Annotated in this window: 19 protein-coding genes; 8 read left to right on the top strand and 11 right to left on the bottom strand. The window is 70.0% G+C overall.

Translation table 11 applies throughout. The features are described 5' to 3' along the window. Positions 1–9: 9 nt before the first annotated feature. Entirely contained in the window at positions 10–267 is a 258-nt protein-coding gene (locus BMW35_RS03480) for a hypothetical protein (protein ID WP_089668011.1), read from the bottom strand. Between the two features lie 171 nt (positions 268–438). On the opposite strand from BMW35_RS03480, the gene BMW35_RS03485 reads away from it, so the two are divergent. The 5 genes from BMW35_RS03485 (at position 439) to BMW35_RS03505 (ending at position 5,821) form a co-directional block, all read left to right on the top strand. Then, on the top strand, positions 439–2,103 hold the full coding sequence (locus BMW35_RS03485; RefSeq protein ID WP_089668012.1) for a right-handed parallel beta-helix repeat-containing protein: 1,665 nt from the start codon (positions 439–441) through the stop codon (positions 2,101–2,103). 56 nt (positions 2,104–2,159) lie between these two features. Next, positions 2,160–3,266, top strand: a complete 1,107-nt coding sequence (locus BMW35_RS03490; protein ID WP_089668013.1) for a M24 family metallopeptidase — start codon at positions 2,160–2,162, stop codon at positions 3,264–3,266. Positions 3,267–3,366: 100 nt separating this feature from the next. Further along, positions 3,367–4,797: an MATE family efflux transporter gene (locus tag BMW35_RS03495; protein WP_245708125.1), complete on the top strand. Its 1,431-nt coding sequence runs from the start codon at positions 3,367–3,369 to the stop codon at positions 4,795–4,797. A 34-nt stretch (positions 4,798–4,831) separates the two neighbouring features. Continuing rightward, the gene (locus tag BMW35_RS03500; RefSeq protein WP_089668015.1) at positions 4,832–5,512 is read left to right on the top strand and encodes a phosphoglycolate phosphatase; all 681 of its coding nucleotides are present in this window, start codon (positions 4,832–4,834) and stop codon (positions 5,510–5,512) included. Positions 5,513–5,626: 114 nt separating this feature from the next. Next, the gene (locus BMW35_RS03505; protein WP_089668016.1) at positions 5,627–5,821 is read left to right on the top strand and encodes a hypothetical protein; all 195 of its coding nucleotides are present in this window, start codon (positions 5,627–5,629) and stop codon (positions 5,819–5,821) included. 180 nt (positions 5,822–6,001) lie between these two features. Here BMW35_RS03505 and BMW35_RS03510 read toward each other — a convergent pair whose 3' ends face one another. Both BMW35_RS03510 and BMW35_RS03515 read right to left on the bottom strand, forming a co-directional pair. Then, on the bottom strand, positions 6,002–7,024 hold the full coding sequence (locus BMW35_RS03510; protein WP_089668017.1) for an NADP-dependent oxidoreductase: 1,023 nt from the start codon (positions 7,022–7,024) through the stop codon (positions 6,002–6,004). 125 nt (positions 7,025–7,149) lie between these two features. Next, a complete protein-coding gene (locus BMW35_RS03515) occupies positions 7,150–7,473 on the bottom strand; it encodes a DUF5789 family protein (protein WP_089668018.1) in 324 nt (107 codons plus the stop codon). Positions 7,474–7,566: 93 nt separating this feature from the next. Between BMW35_RS03515 and BMW35_RS03520 the strand changes: the two genes are divergently transcribed. Then, entirely contained in the window at positions 7,567–9,180 is a 1,614-nt protein-coding gene (locus tag BMW35_RS03520; protein ID WP_089668019.1) for a GAF domain-containing sensor histidine kinase, read from the top strand. On the opposite strand, the gene thiC is transcribed toward BMW35_RS03520, so the two are convergent. After that, a complete protein-coding gene (gene thiC, locus BMW35_RS03525; RefSeq protein WP_089668020.1) occupies positions 9,177–10,652 on the bottom strand; it encodes a phosphomethylpyrimidine synthase ThiC in 1,476 nt (491 codons plus the stop codon). The two genes, BMW35_RS03520 and thiC, sit on opposite strands and share 4 nt — an antisense overlap. A gap of 78 nt (positions 10,653–10,730) precedes the next feature. Beyond that, positions 10,731–11,483: a ribonuclease H-like domain-containing protein gene (locus BMW35_RS03530; RefSeq protein ID WP_089668021.1), complete on the bottom strand. Its 753-nt coding sequence runs from the start codon at positions 11,481–11,483 to the stop codon at positions 10,731–10,733. Positions 11,484–11,560: 77 nt separating this feature from the next. On the opposite strand from BMW35_RS03530, the gene BMW35_RS03535 reads away from it, so the two are divergent. Next, the gene (locus tag BMW35_RS03535) at positions 11,561–11,878 is read left to right on the top strand and encodes an EthD family reductase (RefSeq protein WP_089668022.1); all 318 of its coding nucleotides are present in this window, start codon (positions 11,561–11,563) and stop codon (positions 11,876–11,878) included. A 193-nt stretch (positions 11,879–12,071) separates the two neighbouring features. Here BMW35_RS03535 and paaE read toward each other — a convergent pair whose 3' ends face one another. From paaE to BMW35_RS03555, 5 genes are read right to left on the bottom strand one after another with little or no spacing between them, the layout of a single operon-like run. After that, positions 12,072–12,239, bottom strand: a complete 168-nt coding sequence (gene paaE, locus BMW35_RS15480; RefSeq protein WP_177170762.1) for a 1,2-phenylacetyl-CoA epoxidase subunit PaaE — start codon at positions 12,237–12,239, stop codon at positions 12,072–12,074. Next, positions 12,236–12,628, bottom strand: a complete 393-nt coding sequence (paaD, locus tag BMW35_RS03540) for a 1,2-phenylacetyl-CoA epoxidase subunit PaaD (protein ID WP_089668023.1) — start codon at positions 12,626–12,628, stop codon at positions 12,236–12,238. The genes paaE and paaD overlap by 4 nt, the downstream gene beginning before the upstream one ends. Further along, the gene (gene paaC, locus BMW35_RS03545; RefSeq protein WP_089668024.1) at positions 12,625–13,407 is read right to left on the bottom strand and encodes a 1,2-phenylacetyl-CoA epoxidase subunit PaaC; all 783 of its coding nucleotides are present in this window, start codon (positions 13,405–13,407) and stop codon (positions 12,625–12,627) included. Before paaC ends, paaD begins: the two co-directional genes overlap by 4 nt. Then, positions 13,407–13,727: a 1,2-phenylacetyl-CoA epoxidase subunit PaaB gene (paaB, locus tag BMW35_RS03550; RefSeq protein WP_089668025.1), complete on the bottom strand. Its 321-nt coding sequence runs from the start codon at positions 13,725–13,727 to the stop codon at positions 13,407–13,409. The genes paaC and paaB overlap by 1 nt, the downstream gene beginning before the upstream one ends. Next, positions 13,727–14,665, bottom strand: coding sequence for a Phenylacetic acid catabolic protein (locus tag BMW35_RS03555; protein WP_089668026.1), 939 nt, complete (start codon positions 14,663–14,665; stop codon positions 13,727–13,729). The genes paaB and BMW35_RS03555 overlap by 1 nt, the downstream gene beginning before the upstream one ends. 83 nt (positions 14,666–14,748) lie before the next feature. Here BMW35_RS03555 and BMW35_RS03560 point away from each other — a divergent pair, with 83 nt between their 5' ends. Continuing rightward, the gene (locus BMW35_RS03560; RefSeq protein ID WP_089668027.1) at positions 14,749–15,384 is read left to right on the top strand and encodes a helix-turn-helix domain-containing protein; all 636 of its coding nucleotides are present in this window, start codon (positions 14,749–14,751) and stop codon (positions 15,382–15,384) included. Between the two features lie 12 nt (positions 15,385–15,396). On the opposite strand, the gene BMW35_RS03565 is transcribed toward BMW35_RS03560, so the two are convergent. After that, positions 15,397–16,074, bottom strand: coding sequence for an MBL fold metallo-hydrolase (locus tag BMW35_RS03565; RefSeq protein ID WP_177170763.1), 678 nt, complete (start codon positions 16,072–16,074; stop codon positions 15,397–15,399). Between the last annotated feature and the right edge of the window lie 105 nt (positions 16,075–16,179).

A 16,179-nucleotide genomic window follows, 5' to 3' on the forward strand; every position in this document is an offset into this window, starting at 1 on the left:
AGACGGTCGTCAGTCACCGCCGAACACCAGCGCGACGCCGACCACGGCCGCCGCGACGTACGCCGGGTGCACGGTCGCGTAGGTCGCCAGTTCGGGCATCGCGCCCGTGAGATTCCCCTGCCCGAGCGCGTCGGCGAACTGGCCGCCGGGACCGGCACCCTCGGTCCAGGCCGCGAAGTGCGTGACGCCAGCGAGCGCGAGCACGACGCCCACGAGCGCGAGCGGTCGGTCCGCCACCACGTCGCCGATTCGTCCTGTGAAACTCATCGTCGAGGGTAGGGAGCCAACGGGCATAAGCGTGGGCAGTAGACGACGACCAGTCGGCGACAGTCGGTCACTATCCGGCAGACAGCCGGGCGCTTCGGTCCCCGGAGCCGGCGGTTCGCGGCCCCAAGACGGACGATAGGACGACGTGCCTCTTCCCCGTCATGACAGGTCATGCACGGTCCAACCAGTCGCGGCCAGGTGGTCGCGGCAGTCGGCGTGTTGCTCGTCGTCGTCGCCCCGCTGAGTGCCGTCTCCGTCCCGCCGTCCGTTCTCGGCGCGACGCAGCCGGCCGAACAGGTCGACTCGTGTCGCACCATCGACGAGCCGGGCGCGTACGAGCTCGCCGGCGACGTGTCAGGGACCGCGGCGGACGCCTGCATCCGCGTCGCGGCGAGCGACGTCGTCCTCGACGGGAACGGCCACACCGTCGCCGGCAGGAACGCCAGCGCCACCGGCGTGCTGGTCGCCCGCGGCGAGACCGCCAGTGCCACCGCCGAGGGCGCGCTGACGAACGTCACCGTTCGGAACCTCACGGCGGCGAACTGGTCCGACGGCGTCGCGCTCGGCACGCTCGACGGCGGCGGCTCGGACCTCCGAGTGGCCGATATCGCGGTTCGAGAGAACCGGCGCGCGGGCCTGCGGCTGTCGAACGCCGAGAACGTCACGGCCAGAAACGTCACGGCGACGGGCAACGGCGACGGCGTGACGCTCTGGGAGACCCGGAACTCGACGCTTCGGACCGTGGCAGCAGCCGGGAACGGGGAGTACGGCGTGTCGGTGCTCACCGTCTCCCGAGAGAACACCCTCCGAAACGTCACGGCCACCGGGAACGGCGGCGACGCCGACCGCGGGGCGGGCGTCTACTTCTCGACTGACACCGGCGACAACGTCCTCGTCGACGCCCGCGTCGGCGACAACCGCGGGACCGGCGTCCGGTTCTCGGACAGCTTCGGGAACACCGTCCGTGACGGCGTGGTCGCCGGCAACGACGACGCGGGCGTCTTCGGCGTGCCGTCCTACGAGGACGCGCTCCGGAACGTCACGGCCACCGGGAACGGCGGTCCGGCAGTCGGTCACGAGCCCTCCGAGTCCGCCAGCGCGTTCGTCGCGGAGCGCCTCCGCCTCGGCGACGCGGCGTCGGTGTCGTTCGACGCCGGGCCGGTGGGCGTCGAGCGCGCGGACGCCACCGACCTCCCGGAGCCGCCGCGCCCGCTCGCGAGCGAGGACGGCGTCTCGCTGTCGGGCGTCGAGTCCGGCGTCACGACCACGCTGTCCGTCGATGACGCGGCCGACAGCAGCCTCTGGCGGTACGACGGCACCGACTGGGCGCAGGTCGCCGGCGCGAGCGCGGACGGGGACAGCGGGACAGTCTCCGGGACCGTGACGGGCGACGGAACCGTTGTCGCGCTGGACGGGACGGCACCGAGCGGCCCGGAGAGCGAGGACGGCCAGTCCGGACCGAGCGACGAGTCCGAGCAGCGCGGGCAGGACGAAGAGCGCGACGAGACTCGGGAGACGGATGGCGAGACCCCGGGCGACGGGACGCTGGTCGTGCAGGCGACGACGGACGACGACTTCAGCTACCTGTTCGTCGTGGACGGCGACGCCGAGGGCGTCGAGACCGACGACGTGGCCGCCGACAGCGGCGACAGCGTCGTCGACAACGGCGACGGCACCGTCACGGTCGTCGGGTCGACGGGGAGCAACGCCGGCGACGCCTTCGAGGTGGACGGCGAGGTCGTGGAGTTCTACACGCCCGCGTCGGCCGCCGACTACGTTCTGGAACTGGACGGCGAGGACGTGACCGACGAGATTCCGGAGCCAAACGAGGAGTAGCCCCTCGGCTCGTCCGCCTCGGTGGGATTGAAGGCGAACCGACGCGAGACTGTGGTATGAGCGTCTTCGAGACACGCACGCGAGACTGCCAGCGGCGACTTCAGGACGCCGGCGCGGCGGGCGTCGTCCTGTTCCCGAGCCCGAACCTCTCCTACCTCGGCGGCTTCGACGAGACGCCGTCGGAGCGCCACCTCGTGCTGTTCGTGCCCAGCGAGGGCGACCCGGCGTTCGTCGCGCCCGCACTCTACGCGGAGCAGCTCCGGGAGGAGACGTGGGTCGCGGACGTCCGCACGTACACGGACAGCGAGGACCCCGAGTCGCTCGTCGCGGACGCGGCTGCCGACCTCGATATGGACGAGGGCGAACTGCTGGTCGACCCGACGATGTGGGCGCGGTTCACGCAGTCGCTGCGGGAGACGCTGCCAGACGCCACCTGGGGGCTGGCCGACGAGGTACTCGCGCCGCTGCGCGTGCGGAAGGACGACGCCGAACTCGACGCGCTCCGGCGCTCCGGCGCGGCCGCCGACGCCGCGATGGACGACGTCCGGGGCCTCGGCGCGGACGCCGTCGGGATGACCGAGCGCGAACTCGCGGACTTCGTCGCCGACCGCCTCGCCGCCCACGGCGGCACCGGCGTCTCCTTCGAGGTCATCACGGGGAGCGGGCCGAACGGCGCGAAGCCCCACCACACGCACGGCGACCGCGAAATCGAGGCCGGCGACCCCGTGGTCTGTGACTTCGGGACGCGCGTCGACGGCTACCCGAGCGACCAGACCCGGACCGTCGTGTTCGCCGGCGACCCGGCGGCGGACTTCGAGAGCGTCCACGAGGTCGTCCGGGAGGCCCAGCAGGCCGCCGTCGAGGCGGTCGAGCCCGGGGTGACCGCGGGCGAGGTCGACGCCGCCGCGCGGTCCGTCATCGAGGAGGCGGGCTATGGCGACGAGTTCGTCCACCGGACCGGCCACGGCGTCGGCCTGGAGGTCCACGAAGAGCCCTACATCGTCTCGGACAACGACCGAGAACTGCACGAAGGCATGGTGTTCTCGATAGAACCGGGCGTCTACCTCTCCGGCGAGTTCGGCGTCCGCATCGAGGACCTCGTGGTGGTCACGGCCGACGGCTGCGAGCGCCTCAACGACTCGGACCACGGCTGGCGAGCCTGAAGCCGACGGGGGTCGGCGAAGCGACGGTGAAACGCGTTAGAGGTGTTTCGTTCCGAAATGGTTGCGTTTTTGTCCGTCCCTCTCGGACGAAGGCGTACTCGTGGTCCCCAACCCGTTCAGCTGGCTGCTTCGCGCGGTCGGCGTCGCCATCGCGCGGCTCGGACTCATCTCCGAGGAGCGCGCACGCCGGACCTCCGAGCTGGCGTGGCCGCGCATCGTCACTGGCGTCGCGCGCATGTCGAAGAGCGCGACGGACGTGGCGATGGTCGGCGTCGCGCTGGGGTCGACCGCCATCGCCGGCGTCGGGTACGCGGGACCGTACTGGGGCGCGGCGTTCAGCATCGGCGGCGGGCTCGCCGCCGGCACCATCGCGCTCGTCTCCCAGCGCTTCGGCGCGGACGCGTTCGACGAGCTCGGGCAGGCCATCCGGTCGAGCGCCGCGCTCACTGTCGCCGCCACGCTCCCGGTCGCCGCCGCGTTCTACCTCTACCCCGAGTTCCTCATCGGCCTGCTCACCGACAGCCAGCAGTCCACCCAGTACGGCGCGGACTACCTCCGCGTGCTCGCGTTCGGCGTGCCGTTCGCGGGCCTGAATCTCGTCGGCAGCCGCGCGCTCATCGGAGCCGACGACGCCTACACCGCGATGCTGCTGCGTGGCGGCGGCGCGGTCATCAACATCGGGCTGAACGCCGTCTTCATCTTCGGCCTCGGCATGGGCGTGGTCGGTGCCGGCCTCGGCACCGTCGTCAGCAACGTCGTCGTCACGGGCGCGTTCGTCGTCGGGCTGGCCCGCGGCGGCCTCCCGCTCGTCGGCGCGTTCCCCGTCACCGTCTCGCCGTTCGGCGCGTACTGGGTGCGCGAGGAGTGCCGGGACGTCGTCGAAATCGGGCTGCCCGTCGTCGGCCGAAACTCCGTCTGGACGGCGGCGCGCTTCCCGCTGCTCGCGTTCATGGCGCTGCTCGGCGAACCGGTGGTCGCCGCCTACGTCGTCGCGCGCCGCATCTTCGGCATCATGAACACGCCCGGCTGGGGGTTCGGACTCGCCGCGTCCAGCCTCGTCGGCCAGGAACTCGGGCAGGGCGAGGAGAACACCGCTGCCGCCTACGGCCGTGAAATCACGCTGTTCTCGGTCGCGACCTACGTCCTGTTCGCGGCCGTCGTCGGGGTGTTCGCGACCGACATCGTCGTGCTGTTCGTGGAGTCCCCCTCGGACCCGAGCGTTCCCATCGCCGTCGACCTCGTCTACGTCGCCGCGCTCGCGGTGATTCCGCAGGGCATCAGCGCCGCCGCTGCGGGCGCACTCGACGCCACGGGCGACACCCGGTGGCCGTTCTACTCCCGGATTCTGGGGATGTTCGGTGGTGCCATCCCGCTGGTCTATCTCGGTGCGACCACAGAGCTCGGGATGCTCGGCGTCTACCTCTCGCTGTTCGCGGAGACCTGCGTTCCCGCGGTCGTCAACTACTACCGGTTCGGCACCGGGAAGTGGCGGGCCATCAGCCGCGAGTATCGGCCGGACGCCGCGGACTGAGAACCCCTAAGGGCGCGTGGCGACGACTCGGAGTATGGCCGAAGACCCGCCGCTGGCCGTGGACATCGACGGCACGCTCAGCCGCGAGGACCGCTCCATCGACAGCCGCGTCATGGACGTGCTCCGCGAGTGGGACGCGCCGGTCGTGATTGCGACCGGGAAGGCCCTGCCGTACCCCATCGCGCTCTGCCAGTTCGTCGGCGTCGAGGAGTGCGTCGTCGCCGAGAACGGCGGCGTCGCGTACGTCGACGACGAACTCGTCTACTTCGGGGACCGCCGCGCCGCCGACCAGGTCGCCGCGGAGTTCGAGGACGCCGGCCACGACCTCGGCTGGGGCGACGCCGACCTGACGAACCGCTGGCGGGAGACCGAACTCGCCGTCCGCCGCGACAGGCCGCTGGACGTACTCTCGGAGATTGCCGAGCGCCACGGCCTCCACGTCGTCGACACCGGCTTCGCGTACCACGTCAAGAGCGACGGGATGAGCAAGGGCGACGCGCTCCCCGCGGTCGCCGAGCGCCTCGGCGTCGACGTCGCCGAGTTCGCGGCCGTCGGCGACTCCGCAAACGACGTCGAACTGTTCGAGACGGTCGGGGAGTCCTACGCCGTCGGGAACGCCGACGAACACGCCAAAGCGGCGGCCGGCGAAGTTCTGGCGGAGACGTACGGCGACGGCTTCCTCGCGGCCGTCGAGCGGATTCGCTCGCCGCAGTAGTCACTCGACGCCGTTGTTCGGCCGCTCAACTCCCGCTTGTCTGGCAGACCCTCGGCTTCGCGCACACGAGAATGCCCGTCGGGGTTTATCAGACGACGAGGCGACGGACTCGCTATGGGATTGCTAGACGACTACGCGGAGATGGTGGCTCTGGAGCTGAAATTCAGCTTGCTAACGCTCCCAACGATAATCGCGTTCAGCTTCGGCATGTTCATCGGTGGCAAACACTTAGGCGTGGAAGCCGGTGTCGTCATCGGTCTCGTGCTCGCAGCCGGGACGCTCTACGGAATTCTGAAGGTGTTCTTCTGAGGGCTCGACAACCACTCCGGCGTTCCCGCCCGAACTCGGCGTGACCGATGCGGCCCGCTCGGGTTCGGCTCCGAGCCCTCGCGAGAGCCGCCTTCGTGGGTCGTCGAGGATCGGCGTCTCCAGGCCCTGCCCTCTCGTAGATGCCCGACGCAGCCAGTGTCTGGTCGGCTGTGTTTGTCGTCAGTCGTCGGCGGGGTCCGACACGCGAACGACCTGCTTGCCGATGTTGTCGCCGGAGAACAGCCCGAGGAAGGCGTCGGGTGCGTTGTCGAGCCCCTCCACGACCGTCTCGCGGTGGCCGAGTTCGCCGGTCGCGACCCACTCGCCGAGCTGCTCGCTGGCTTCCTCGAAGCGCGTCACGTAGTCGCCGACCAGCAGTCCCTTGACTTTCGCCCGCGACGCGATGAGCTGCGGGAGCTTCCGGGGGCCTGTCGGAACGCCCTCGTCGTTGTAGTGGGCAATCTGGCCGCAGACGGCGACGCGAGCGTCCACGTTCAGCCGCGGGAACACGGCGTCAGTGATGGGGCCGCCGACGTTGTCGAAGTAGACATCGACGCCGCCGGGGGCCGCGTCGTCCAGCGCCGCGCCGTAGTCGTCGACCTGCTTGTAGTTGACGGCGGCGTCGAAGCCGAGGTCGTCGGTGAGCCACTCGACCTTCTCGTCGGTGCCCGCGAACCCGACGACGCGGCAGCCGTTCAGTTTCGCAATCTGGCCGACGACGGAGCCGACCGCGCCCGCCGCGCCGGACACGACCACCGTGTCGCCGGGCTTCGGCTCGCCGACCTCCAGCAGCCCGAAGTACGCCGTGCGGCCCGGCATTCCGAGGACGCCGAGGTACGCCGGGAGGTCCGCAATCGACGGGTCGACAGGGGCGACGCTGTCGGCGTCGAGCACGCTGTAGTCGCCCCACGTACCGTTGCCCGTCACGACATCGCCCGCGTCGTAGTCGTCGCTTCGGCTCTCGACGACTTCGCCGACGACTGCGCCCGCCATCACGTCGCCGACGCTCCACGGCTCGGCGTACGACTCGGCGTCCCGCATCCGACCGCGCATGTAGGGGTCGACGGAGAGGTACCGCACGCGAACGAGCAACTGGCCGTACTCCGGCTCGGGCACGTCCGATTCGCGGAGTTCGAAGCTGTCCATGTCCGGTTCGCCGTCGGGGCGCTGTGCGAACACCCACTCTCGGTTAGCGTCGCGCATACCCCTGCTCGCACTCCCGGACGGAGACCGGTTGTGCTTCCAGCAGCGCCTTCCGGGTGCGGACGGACGACACGCTACTCGACAGAATCACGAGACGCCGAGACGAAGCCCCCCGGCGACCGCGGTCAGGACACCAGCGACCGCAGCCAGGAGACGATGCCGCCGCTCTGGGTCCGTTCGCGCTCGAACTCGGGGTACAGGGCGTCGAGGAACTCGCGGCGCGTCTCGAACTCGCTGCGGCCCGTGCGCTCGACGACCGCGGAGAGCGCGACGGTGGGGCCGTTCGGCCCGCACTTCACCTCGGGGTCGCCGAGTGCAGCGACCACGTCCTCCCCGGTGGCGGGGAACGAGACCCCGGCATCGCGGAGGTGCTTGTCGACGGTGGCGATACCGAACACGACCGGCTCGGCGTCTCCGTCGTCGTCTCCCGTCGGTGGACGCGCTGCCATGGCCGGGCGTTGTGCCCTGCTGGACAAAAACCCACGGCACCTGCGAGCAGGGGGCAGACTTACGCCCGTGGGGACCAATCGTCTGGCATCCGAATGAGTGACAGCCTGCCGGGGAGCGAACCCCCTCCCTCCGAGCGCTCGCTGCTCCGGGAGTTCGCGGACCTCCTCTACGGCTCGAAGACGTGCTACGCGGGCGTTCTGTCGCCGGACGGCAGTCTGGAGTACGCGAACGCCGCTGCCCGGAGTCTCGTGGACGCGTCCGGGGCGGACGTCGAGGGCGCGCTCTTCTGGGAGACGCCGTGGTTCGACCACGACCCCGAGGTTCAGGCCGCCGTCCGCCAGCACGTCGCGGCGGCCGTCGGTGGCGAGCGCCGGCAGTTCACGACGACCCACGAGGCGAGCGACGGCGAGACGGTGACTGTCGACCTCGACCTCCAGCCGCTGCCCGCGCCCGCAGTCGCGGACGCCGGCACCCGAAAGGACGTGTTCGCGGTGGCGGTGACCGGGCACCGCGAGACGGCGACGGACGACGGCGAGGCCGAGGCGACGCTGGACGCGCTGGCGGCGCTGTACGACTCGACGACGGACGACGAGGACAGCTTCGGGGAGCGCGTGCAGACCGTGCTCGAACTCGGCAGTGACCACCTCGGACTCGACGTGGGGTTCTACACGAAAATCGACGGCGGCGTCCAGCTGGTTCGGGCGTCCGTCGGCGACCACCCGCTGCTGCAGCCGGGCGAGCAGGCCGACCTCGGAGACGCCTACTGCAAGGAGACCATCGCGGAGTCGTCACCGACGGTGATGGAAGACGTCTGGCAGACGCCGTTCGCGGACGACCCTGCGTACGACGTGTTCGGACTGGAGTGTTACATCGGCGCGGAGATACGGCTGGGAGACACCACGCACGGGACGCTGTGTTTCGCCGACCGGGAGCCCCGCGCCGCGCCGATTACGGAGTCCGACGAGGCGTTCGTGTCGGCGCTCGCGGGCTGGCTGGAGCACGAACTCGAACACGAACGCGAACGCGAACAGCTCGCCCGGCAGGCCGACCGCCTAGAGGAGTTCGCGGGCGTCGTCGCTCACGACCTCCGGAATCCCCTGAACGTCGCGTCCGGACACCTGGACCTGGCGGCGACACAAATCGCGGCCGGCGACTCGGGTGCCGAGGCCGTGGCAGACGCGCAGTCCGCGGTCGACCGCATGGCGGAACTCGTCGAGGACGTCCGCAGCCTCGCGAGCGAGGGCGCGGTCGTCGGCAACCCAGAAACCGTCTCGCTGCGGGAGGTCGCGGAGGAAGCCGCGTCGACCGCACTCCCCGAGACGGCGACGCTGACCGTGGAAACGGACGCGGGCGAGTATCTGTCGGCGGACCCGGAGCGCCTGCGCACCGTCTTCGAGAACTTCTTCCGGAACTCCCGTGAGCACGGCGGCGACGACATCGCAGTCACCGTGACGAGCGTCGACCCGCAGGCGGGTGGCGGCGACGCCGGCTTCAGCGTCGTCGACGACGGCCCGGGGTTCGGTGACATCGAGACGGCGCAGGTGTTCGAGCAGGGGTACACGACCCGACCGGAGGGCACCGGGTACGGCCTGAGCATCGTCGAGGCAATCGTCGACGCCCACGGCTGGACGGTGTCGGCCGCCGACGCGGAGGGCGGCGGTGCGCGCTTCGACGTCCGCGGCGTGGAGTTCGAGCCCGAACTCTAGTCGTCGTCGCCGCTGGCCTGCGAGTGGTCGACCGGTGACTCCTCGGGGAGGTCGGCGTCGTCGTGCGTCCCGGTCGGCGGGAGGTTCACTTCCGCGGCGGCGGACGTGTCGAGGTCAGTCGACCCCGTCAGTCCGGTCATGCCGGCGGACTCGCTGTCCTCGCTTGCGTCCGTCTCGGCGTCGTCGTTCTCAATGGCGCGGGCGTCCTGGTCGATGCGCATCGAGCAGAACTCGACGCCGCACATCGAGCAGAACCGGGCGTCCTTGTAGTTGTCACCGGGCAGCGTCTGGTCGTGGTAGTCCTGCGCGCGCTCGGGGTCGAGCGAGAGGTCGAACTGGCGCTCCCAGTCGAAGTTGTACCGGGCTTCGGAGACGGCGTCGTCCCAGTCGCGGGCCCCCGGGAGGTCGTTGGCGACGTCGCCGGCGTGGGCGGCGATGCGGTAGGCGGCCATGCCCTCGCGGACGTCCTCGGCGTCGGGCAGCCCGAGGTGTTCTTTCGGCGTGACGTAACAGAGCATCGCCGCGCCCGCGCGGGCGGCCTCCGTGGCACCGATGGAGCTCGTGATGTGGTCGTAGCCGGGCGCGACGTCGGTGACGAGCGGCCCGAGGACGTAGAACGGCGCGCCGTCACAGACCTCCTGCTGGCGTTCGACGTTCTCCCGAATCTCGTCCATCGGCACGTGGCCGGGGCCCTCGACCATCACCTGTACGCCGTGGTCCCAGGCGCGCCGCGTGAGGTCGCCGAGCGTGTCGAGTTCGGCGAACTGCGCGTCGTCGCTGGCGTCGGCGAGCGACCCGGGGCGGAGGCCGTCCCCGAGCGAGATGGTCACGTCGTGTTCGCGGAGAATCTCGCAGAGTTCGTCGTAGTGCGTGAACAGGGGGTTCTGCTCGCCGTGTTCCTCCATCCACTGCGCGAGGATGGAGCCGCCGCGGGAGACGATGCCGGTGGTGCGGCCGTCCGTGAGCGGGAGGTGTTCGGCGAGCACGCCGGCGTGCAGCGTCATGTAGTCGACGCCCTGTTCGGCCTGCTTCTCGACGACGTCGAGCAGGAGGTCGGCAGTGATGTCGACGACGTCGTCGACGCGCGTGACGGCCTCGTAGATGGGGACGGTGCCCACGGGGACCGGCGAGTGGTCGACGTTCGCCGTGCGAATCTCGTCGAGGTTGTCGCCGGTGGAGAGGTCCATGACCGTGTCCGCGCCGAAGTGGACGGCGGTGTGGAGCTTCTCGAGTTCCTCGTCGAGCCCGCCCGTGGTCTCGCTGTTCCCGATGTTGGCGTTGACCTTGGTGGCGAGTTCGCGACCGATGCCCATCGGGTCGAGGGCGTCGTGGTGGTGGTTCGCGGGAATCACGACCTGTCCGTCCGCGACCTGCTCGCGGACGAACTCGGGGTCGCGGTTCTCGCGGTCGGCGACGCGCTGCATGGCGTCGGTGACGGTTCCGTCTCGGGCGTGTTCGAGCTGTGTCGGCATGAATTAGCCAGTGATACCACTAGATAATAAATGGCGGTGGTCGCGCGGCTGCCGGCCGAAACAACCGCGAGAAGCCGCTCAGACGTGGGCCTCGAAGACGTCGCGGTGCAGCCGTTCCGCCACGTCGTCGAGAATCGTCTGGAGGTTCTGGGTGTCGTAGCGGTTGTACTCCACGAGCCGGTCGAGCGCCGCCTCGTCGTTGCGGTTCTCGTAGCGCCGCCAGAGCCGGACGGCCTCCCGGCCGTCGACGTCTTCGACGCCCTCTCGGGCCACGCCGAGGTCCTGCTCGACCTGCTTCAGCCCGCCGTCGAGGTCGAGGCGGCGGCAGGGGTACATCAGGTCGAGGTGCGGGGCGTCGACGGAGACGTCGAAGTTGTGCTCGAGGAACGGCGCGTCGAAGCGCTTCCCGTTGAACGACACCACCATCGGCGCGTCCAAGAGGTCGCCCAGTCGTTCGGCGGTGAGGTCGCTGCCGCGGACGAGCGTCGTCGTGTCGCCGCCGCGGTGGACGCTCACCGTCGTCACCTCGCTGGTCCGCTCGTCCAGCCCCGTGGTCTCGATGTCGAAGAACGCCGCGTCCTCGGCGACGTTCTCGTACAGCCGCCAGAGCTCGCCGTTCGGCAGGGCGTCCGCGAAGAACCCGGTGTCCCCGTCGTCGAGGGCGCGCCTGGCGTCGTCGATGAACGAGTAGATGTTCTCGGCGGTGGCGTCCCCGACGCCGGGGCCGTCGCCGTCGAAGTCGTCCCAGTGCGTGACCCCCGTCTGCCAGAGCCGGCGTTCGGTTCGCTCTCCCACGCCCGACGCGGGCAGGAAGGAGTTCTCGACGCGCATACCCGAGTACTGGACGGGGCCGCACATAGGCGGCGCGGTCCCGAACTACCAAGCCCCCGCGCCCCGGAGTCTGTCGCATGGTCAAGATGGTCCAGCTGCTCGTGAAGCGCGACGACTACACCCACGAGGAGTTCGTCGAGCGGTGGCGCGGCGAACACGCCGAGATGGCGAAAGACCTGCCGGGGCTCCAGAAGTACGTGACCGCGGTGCCGAACGACCCCGAGCGGTCGAGCCACGACGGCGTCGTCGAGCTGTCCTTCGAGGACATGGGCGCGCTCGCAGACGCCTTCGACTCGGAGGTCGGTCAGGCCGTGCAGGCGGACGCCGCCGAGTTCGCCGACATGGAGGCGGGCGAAACGCTGTACGTCGAGGAACAGGTCGAGTTCGAGGCCTGAGAATCGCGTAGCGGCACGCTGGAGAGTGTGAAAGTGGGCAGCCGTGGGCAGCGGCCGCCCGATGTCAGAGGCACGTCCACCGGGGCTGTAGAACTGCCGGTGAACACTACGGAGTTATCGTCCCCCATACCTCAATCTTCCCCCTTCGTGGTAAGGTGTGGGCTAGTATGGCTCGGACCGGGGTCGGCCGCGGTCACCCGAACTGCTCGAAGGGCTGCTCGCAGTTCCGGCAGAAGTGCATCGACCGGCAGAGCCCCGGGCCCTTCGGGTGGTCGCGCTCGGTGTCCGTCGAGCCGCAGTACGGACACGCCGCCGCTTCGTCCTCGCTGCCGGCCGACGCGCTCGGGTCGACACCCCTCATACACTCAGTCCGAACTCCCGCAGCTGTTCTCTCCCGTCGTCGGTCACCATCTCGACGGACCACGGCGGCGAGTACTGAATCGACACCGACGCCGTCTGGACGCCCGACGCCGTCAGCGCCGCGCACCTGACGTCGTTCGTCAGCATGTCCTTCGCCGGACAGCCGGTGTACGTCAGCGTCATCTCCACCGCGGCCTCGTCGCCGTCGACGCTCACGTCGTAGACCAGCCCCAGGTCCACGATGGAGACCGGCATCTCCGGGTCCTCGACCTCCCGGAGCGCCGCCCAGACCTCTGCTTCCGCGCCCGTCGCGCCCTCGCCCGTCCGGGGGAAGCCCGCCGGCACCTCGCCGTCCTCGTAGTCGGTGTACGCGCAGGCGTCGGAACTCACGCGTTCTCACCCCGGAGTTCGGCGGGCTCGTCGAACCCGAGTTCGCGGTAGGTCGCGGTGACCTCGTCGTGGAGGTCGAACCAGTCGTCGGTGTGGCTGCCGTCCCTGCCGAGGGGCTCGGGCCGCACGACGTCGGCGGGGTCCGGAACCGCGACCCCCAGCGATTCGAGGTACGGCACGACCTCGTCCAGCCAGTCCTCGCGGAGGTCGGCCAGCGACCGCGACCGGATGCCGGCGTCGAGAATCTCGTCCTCGTCGACGGTCGGCGCGAACAGCGTCATCGCGTGCGGGAACAGCCGGTCGACCGCGGCCTCGACGCGCTCCCGGGAGTCCGCGCTGTCGGTGAGGCGGTCCAGCCAGGACTGGGCGTGCTCGCGGTGGTACTCCTCCTCGCCCTGGACCTTCGGCACGCGGTCCGCGATGGGCTCGAACGAGGAGTCTTCGAGGGCGTCGAGCCGGAGCCGTTCGGCGACGTCGTAGAGGTAGCCCCGGACGACCGTGTCCGCCCAGTCGCCCTCGGGCGTCTCCAGTTCCACGAGGGTGCTGTGGACGAAATCCGCCGGGTCGCGCTCCCAGAGCAGGTCGGGCTCGTCGTAGCCGTACTCCGCCTCCAGGAGGTCGTACCAGAGCCGCGCGTGCCCGAACTCGTCCTGGGCGATGTTCGCGAGCGCGAGGTCCGACTCGGGGGTGGGCGCGAAAATCTGCCACTCCGCGTAGCGCTCCGCGAGCACGTACTCGTCGTCGGCCAGTCGGAAGAGCTCGGCCTCGGCTGGCTCCATCACGTCCCACCCCGCTTCTCGGCGTGTTCCTCCTGGTCGGCCTCCGATTCCGCGACCTCCTCGGCGAAGCTCGCGTCGATGTTGTTGTAGGTGATCGCCCACCGGTAGGACTTGTCCGTCGTCCCGCCGAACTCGGTGTCCTCGGCGTCCACTTCCCCGATTTCCTCTTTCGGTGCGACCCACAGCGAGTTCGTCTGCATCCGGCGGCCGTGCTGGACCTGCGCGAACAGCGTCGCCATCTCCTTGTCGGGCGCGTGGACGTTCCCGCAGTGCGTGTGGCGGTCGCCGGCTTCCTCCTGGCGGAATACCTCCCAGATCATCAGTCCGCCCCCGCGGCCGCCCGGCCGCTTCCGGTCTCCCAGTCGTCCATCGACTCACGGACCCACGCGACGGCGTTCTGGCGCTGGCGTCGGCTGCCGATCTGCTCCTCGCTGCCCGGGTAGTCGTTTTTCGCGATGGTCCAGAACTCGTCCCAGTCGAGGTCCTCCTCGCGGACGGCCATCGTGCCGTCGTCGCGCTCGAAGATGCGGGGGTACTCGGGAATCTCCAGCCCGTACTTCTCGGCCTTCGGCACGTACATGTTCAGGAAGGAGTTCCGGAGTTCGTCGTTCGAGACGGTCTTCAGCCCGACCTGCTGGGCGAAGTCGTCGTGGTGGGACTCGTCGTTCGTCGGCCCGAAGAACTGGAGGATGCGCGGCCACCACCGCTCGAACACCTTCTGGGTGCGCTCCTGGTTGGCCTTCGAGGACCGCATCAGCTCTCGGAGGATGTCCTCGCCGTGCTTGACGTGGAACCCCTCCTCGAAGCAGACCTTGTCCATCGCGTGGGCGTACGGCTCCCAGGACGTGTTCTTCAGCGTGGCCTGCCGCCGCATCGCGCCGCCGTCCACGAAGAAGTCGATCATCGGCGCTTCGTACCACGAGTCGACGGGGTAGTGGAAGCAGTTCAGGAACTTCCCCTCCCCGTTCTGTAGCTCGTCCAGCATCTGCTCTCGCGATTTGACGCCGAGGCTCTCTGCCGCCCGGTAGAGCAGTTGGGCGTGCCCGATTTCGTCCTGGCACTTCGCCGTACACGCCAGCTTCCGGTCGAGGGACGGAGCCATTCGCGTGAACTCCTTGTCGAGGTAGCCACCCATCACTTCGCTGTTCGCGTGGAACTGAATCATGCGCGTGGCGGCCTCTCTGTACTCTCGCGGGAGGTCGTCGGCGGGGCTGAACTCCCGGGGGCCGGCTCGCTCCTTCACGGCTTCGATATTCATGTACGATTGTGAGGGACACACATGGGTAGTCGTTGACCCGTCTATACGCGGGCTTCATAACGCGGGCTGCCGAACGTGGACCCGTGATCGGGGAGTGTCTGTTCGTGGAGTTCGCCGTCGCGGGCGACGACTGCCCGCTGGCCGACGCCACGCGAGCGACCGGCGCGAGCGTCGACGCCCGCCCGCCACAGCTCCGACAGGACGGCTACGCGCTCCTCCAGTTCTCGTCGACCGACGGCGACGGCCTCGCCGCCGCGCTGGACGGCGACGACCGCGTGCGATACCTCCACCTCGCCCGAGACGACGACCGGTACACGTACCGCTGCCTCTCCAAACACCCCTGCGTCGTCCACGAGCTCACGGACGCCGGTCTGCTCGTAGACTCGCTGCACTACCGGGACGGCGACGCGAGCGTCGCCGGCGCGGTCGTCGGCCGTGACGTGCTCCAGGCGGTGCTGGCGGCCGCCGGCGACACGGTCGGCGTCACTCTCGAACGAACCTACCCCATCGGCGAGCGCGGCGACGCCGCCGTCGCGGAGCGCTGGGGGCTCACGCCCGCGCAGGCCGACGCCCTCCGCACCGCACACGGAATGGGCTACTTCTCGGTGCCGCGGGACGCCGACGCCGGCGACGTGGCCGCCGCGCTCGGCGTCTCGAAGTCCGCGTACCTCGAACGCCTCCGGCGCGGCCTCGACCGGCTGCTCGCCGGTGCCCTGTAGGTCGAGCGCCGCTCAGTCGCCGCGGTCGGCGAGAACCGCATTCAGCGCGTCGGTTCCCTCCTCGACGACGCCGCCGTGCTGGCAGAGCGTCGTGTCGAACTCCCGGGCGGCGAGTTCGCGCATCGACTCGACGGCGGTCGCCTCGTCCATCGGGAACCGAGGGCCGTCGAGGTCGCCCTCGGGGCAGTGGAGGGCGTCCCCGGACACGAGGAAGCCGGCCTCGGGGAAGTGGTACGAGACGTGGCCCGGGGCGTGGCCCGGCGTCTCCACGACCGCCATCGGACCGGCGTGCGTGTCGAAGCGCGCGCCGCCAGTGACCTCGACGTGGACCGGTGCTGCGGGGAAGCGTCCGTTCTCCTCGGGAATCTTTACGGGCTGCTTCCGGCCGTCGACGTACGGCGCGCAGGTCGGGTGCGCGAACACGACGGGGTCGACGGCGTCGCTGATGGCGGCGAGGCCGCCGGCGTGGTCGGCGTCCTGATGTGTGAGCGCGACCCCCCAGACGTCGTCGAGGGCGAAGCCGGCGTCGGTGAGGTTCGTCCGCCACTGGTCGAGTTCGCCCGGGACACCGGTGTCGACGAGCAGGAGGCCGCGGTCCGTCTCCACCGCCGCGGGGTTGAACGTCGGGTCGGGCCGGTCGTCGAGTTCGAGCGTCTGCGGGCAGACGTGGACGTGTTCGGGGACTGGCACGCCCGCACTGTCCGAAGCACTCCACAAAAGTGTGTCCGTGGCCACCCGTTACCGCTCTGCCTGGGGCGAGCAGGCAGTTCCGATAGCGTGCCCGGCGTGCGAAGC

This window comes from Halobacterium jilantaiense (assembly GCF_900110535.1).
In the GTDB taxonomy this organism is placed as follows: domain Archaea; phylum Halobacteriota; class Halobacteria; order Halobacteriales; family Halobacteriaceae; genus Halobacterium; species Halobacterium jilantaiense.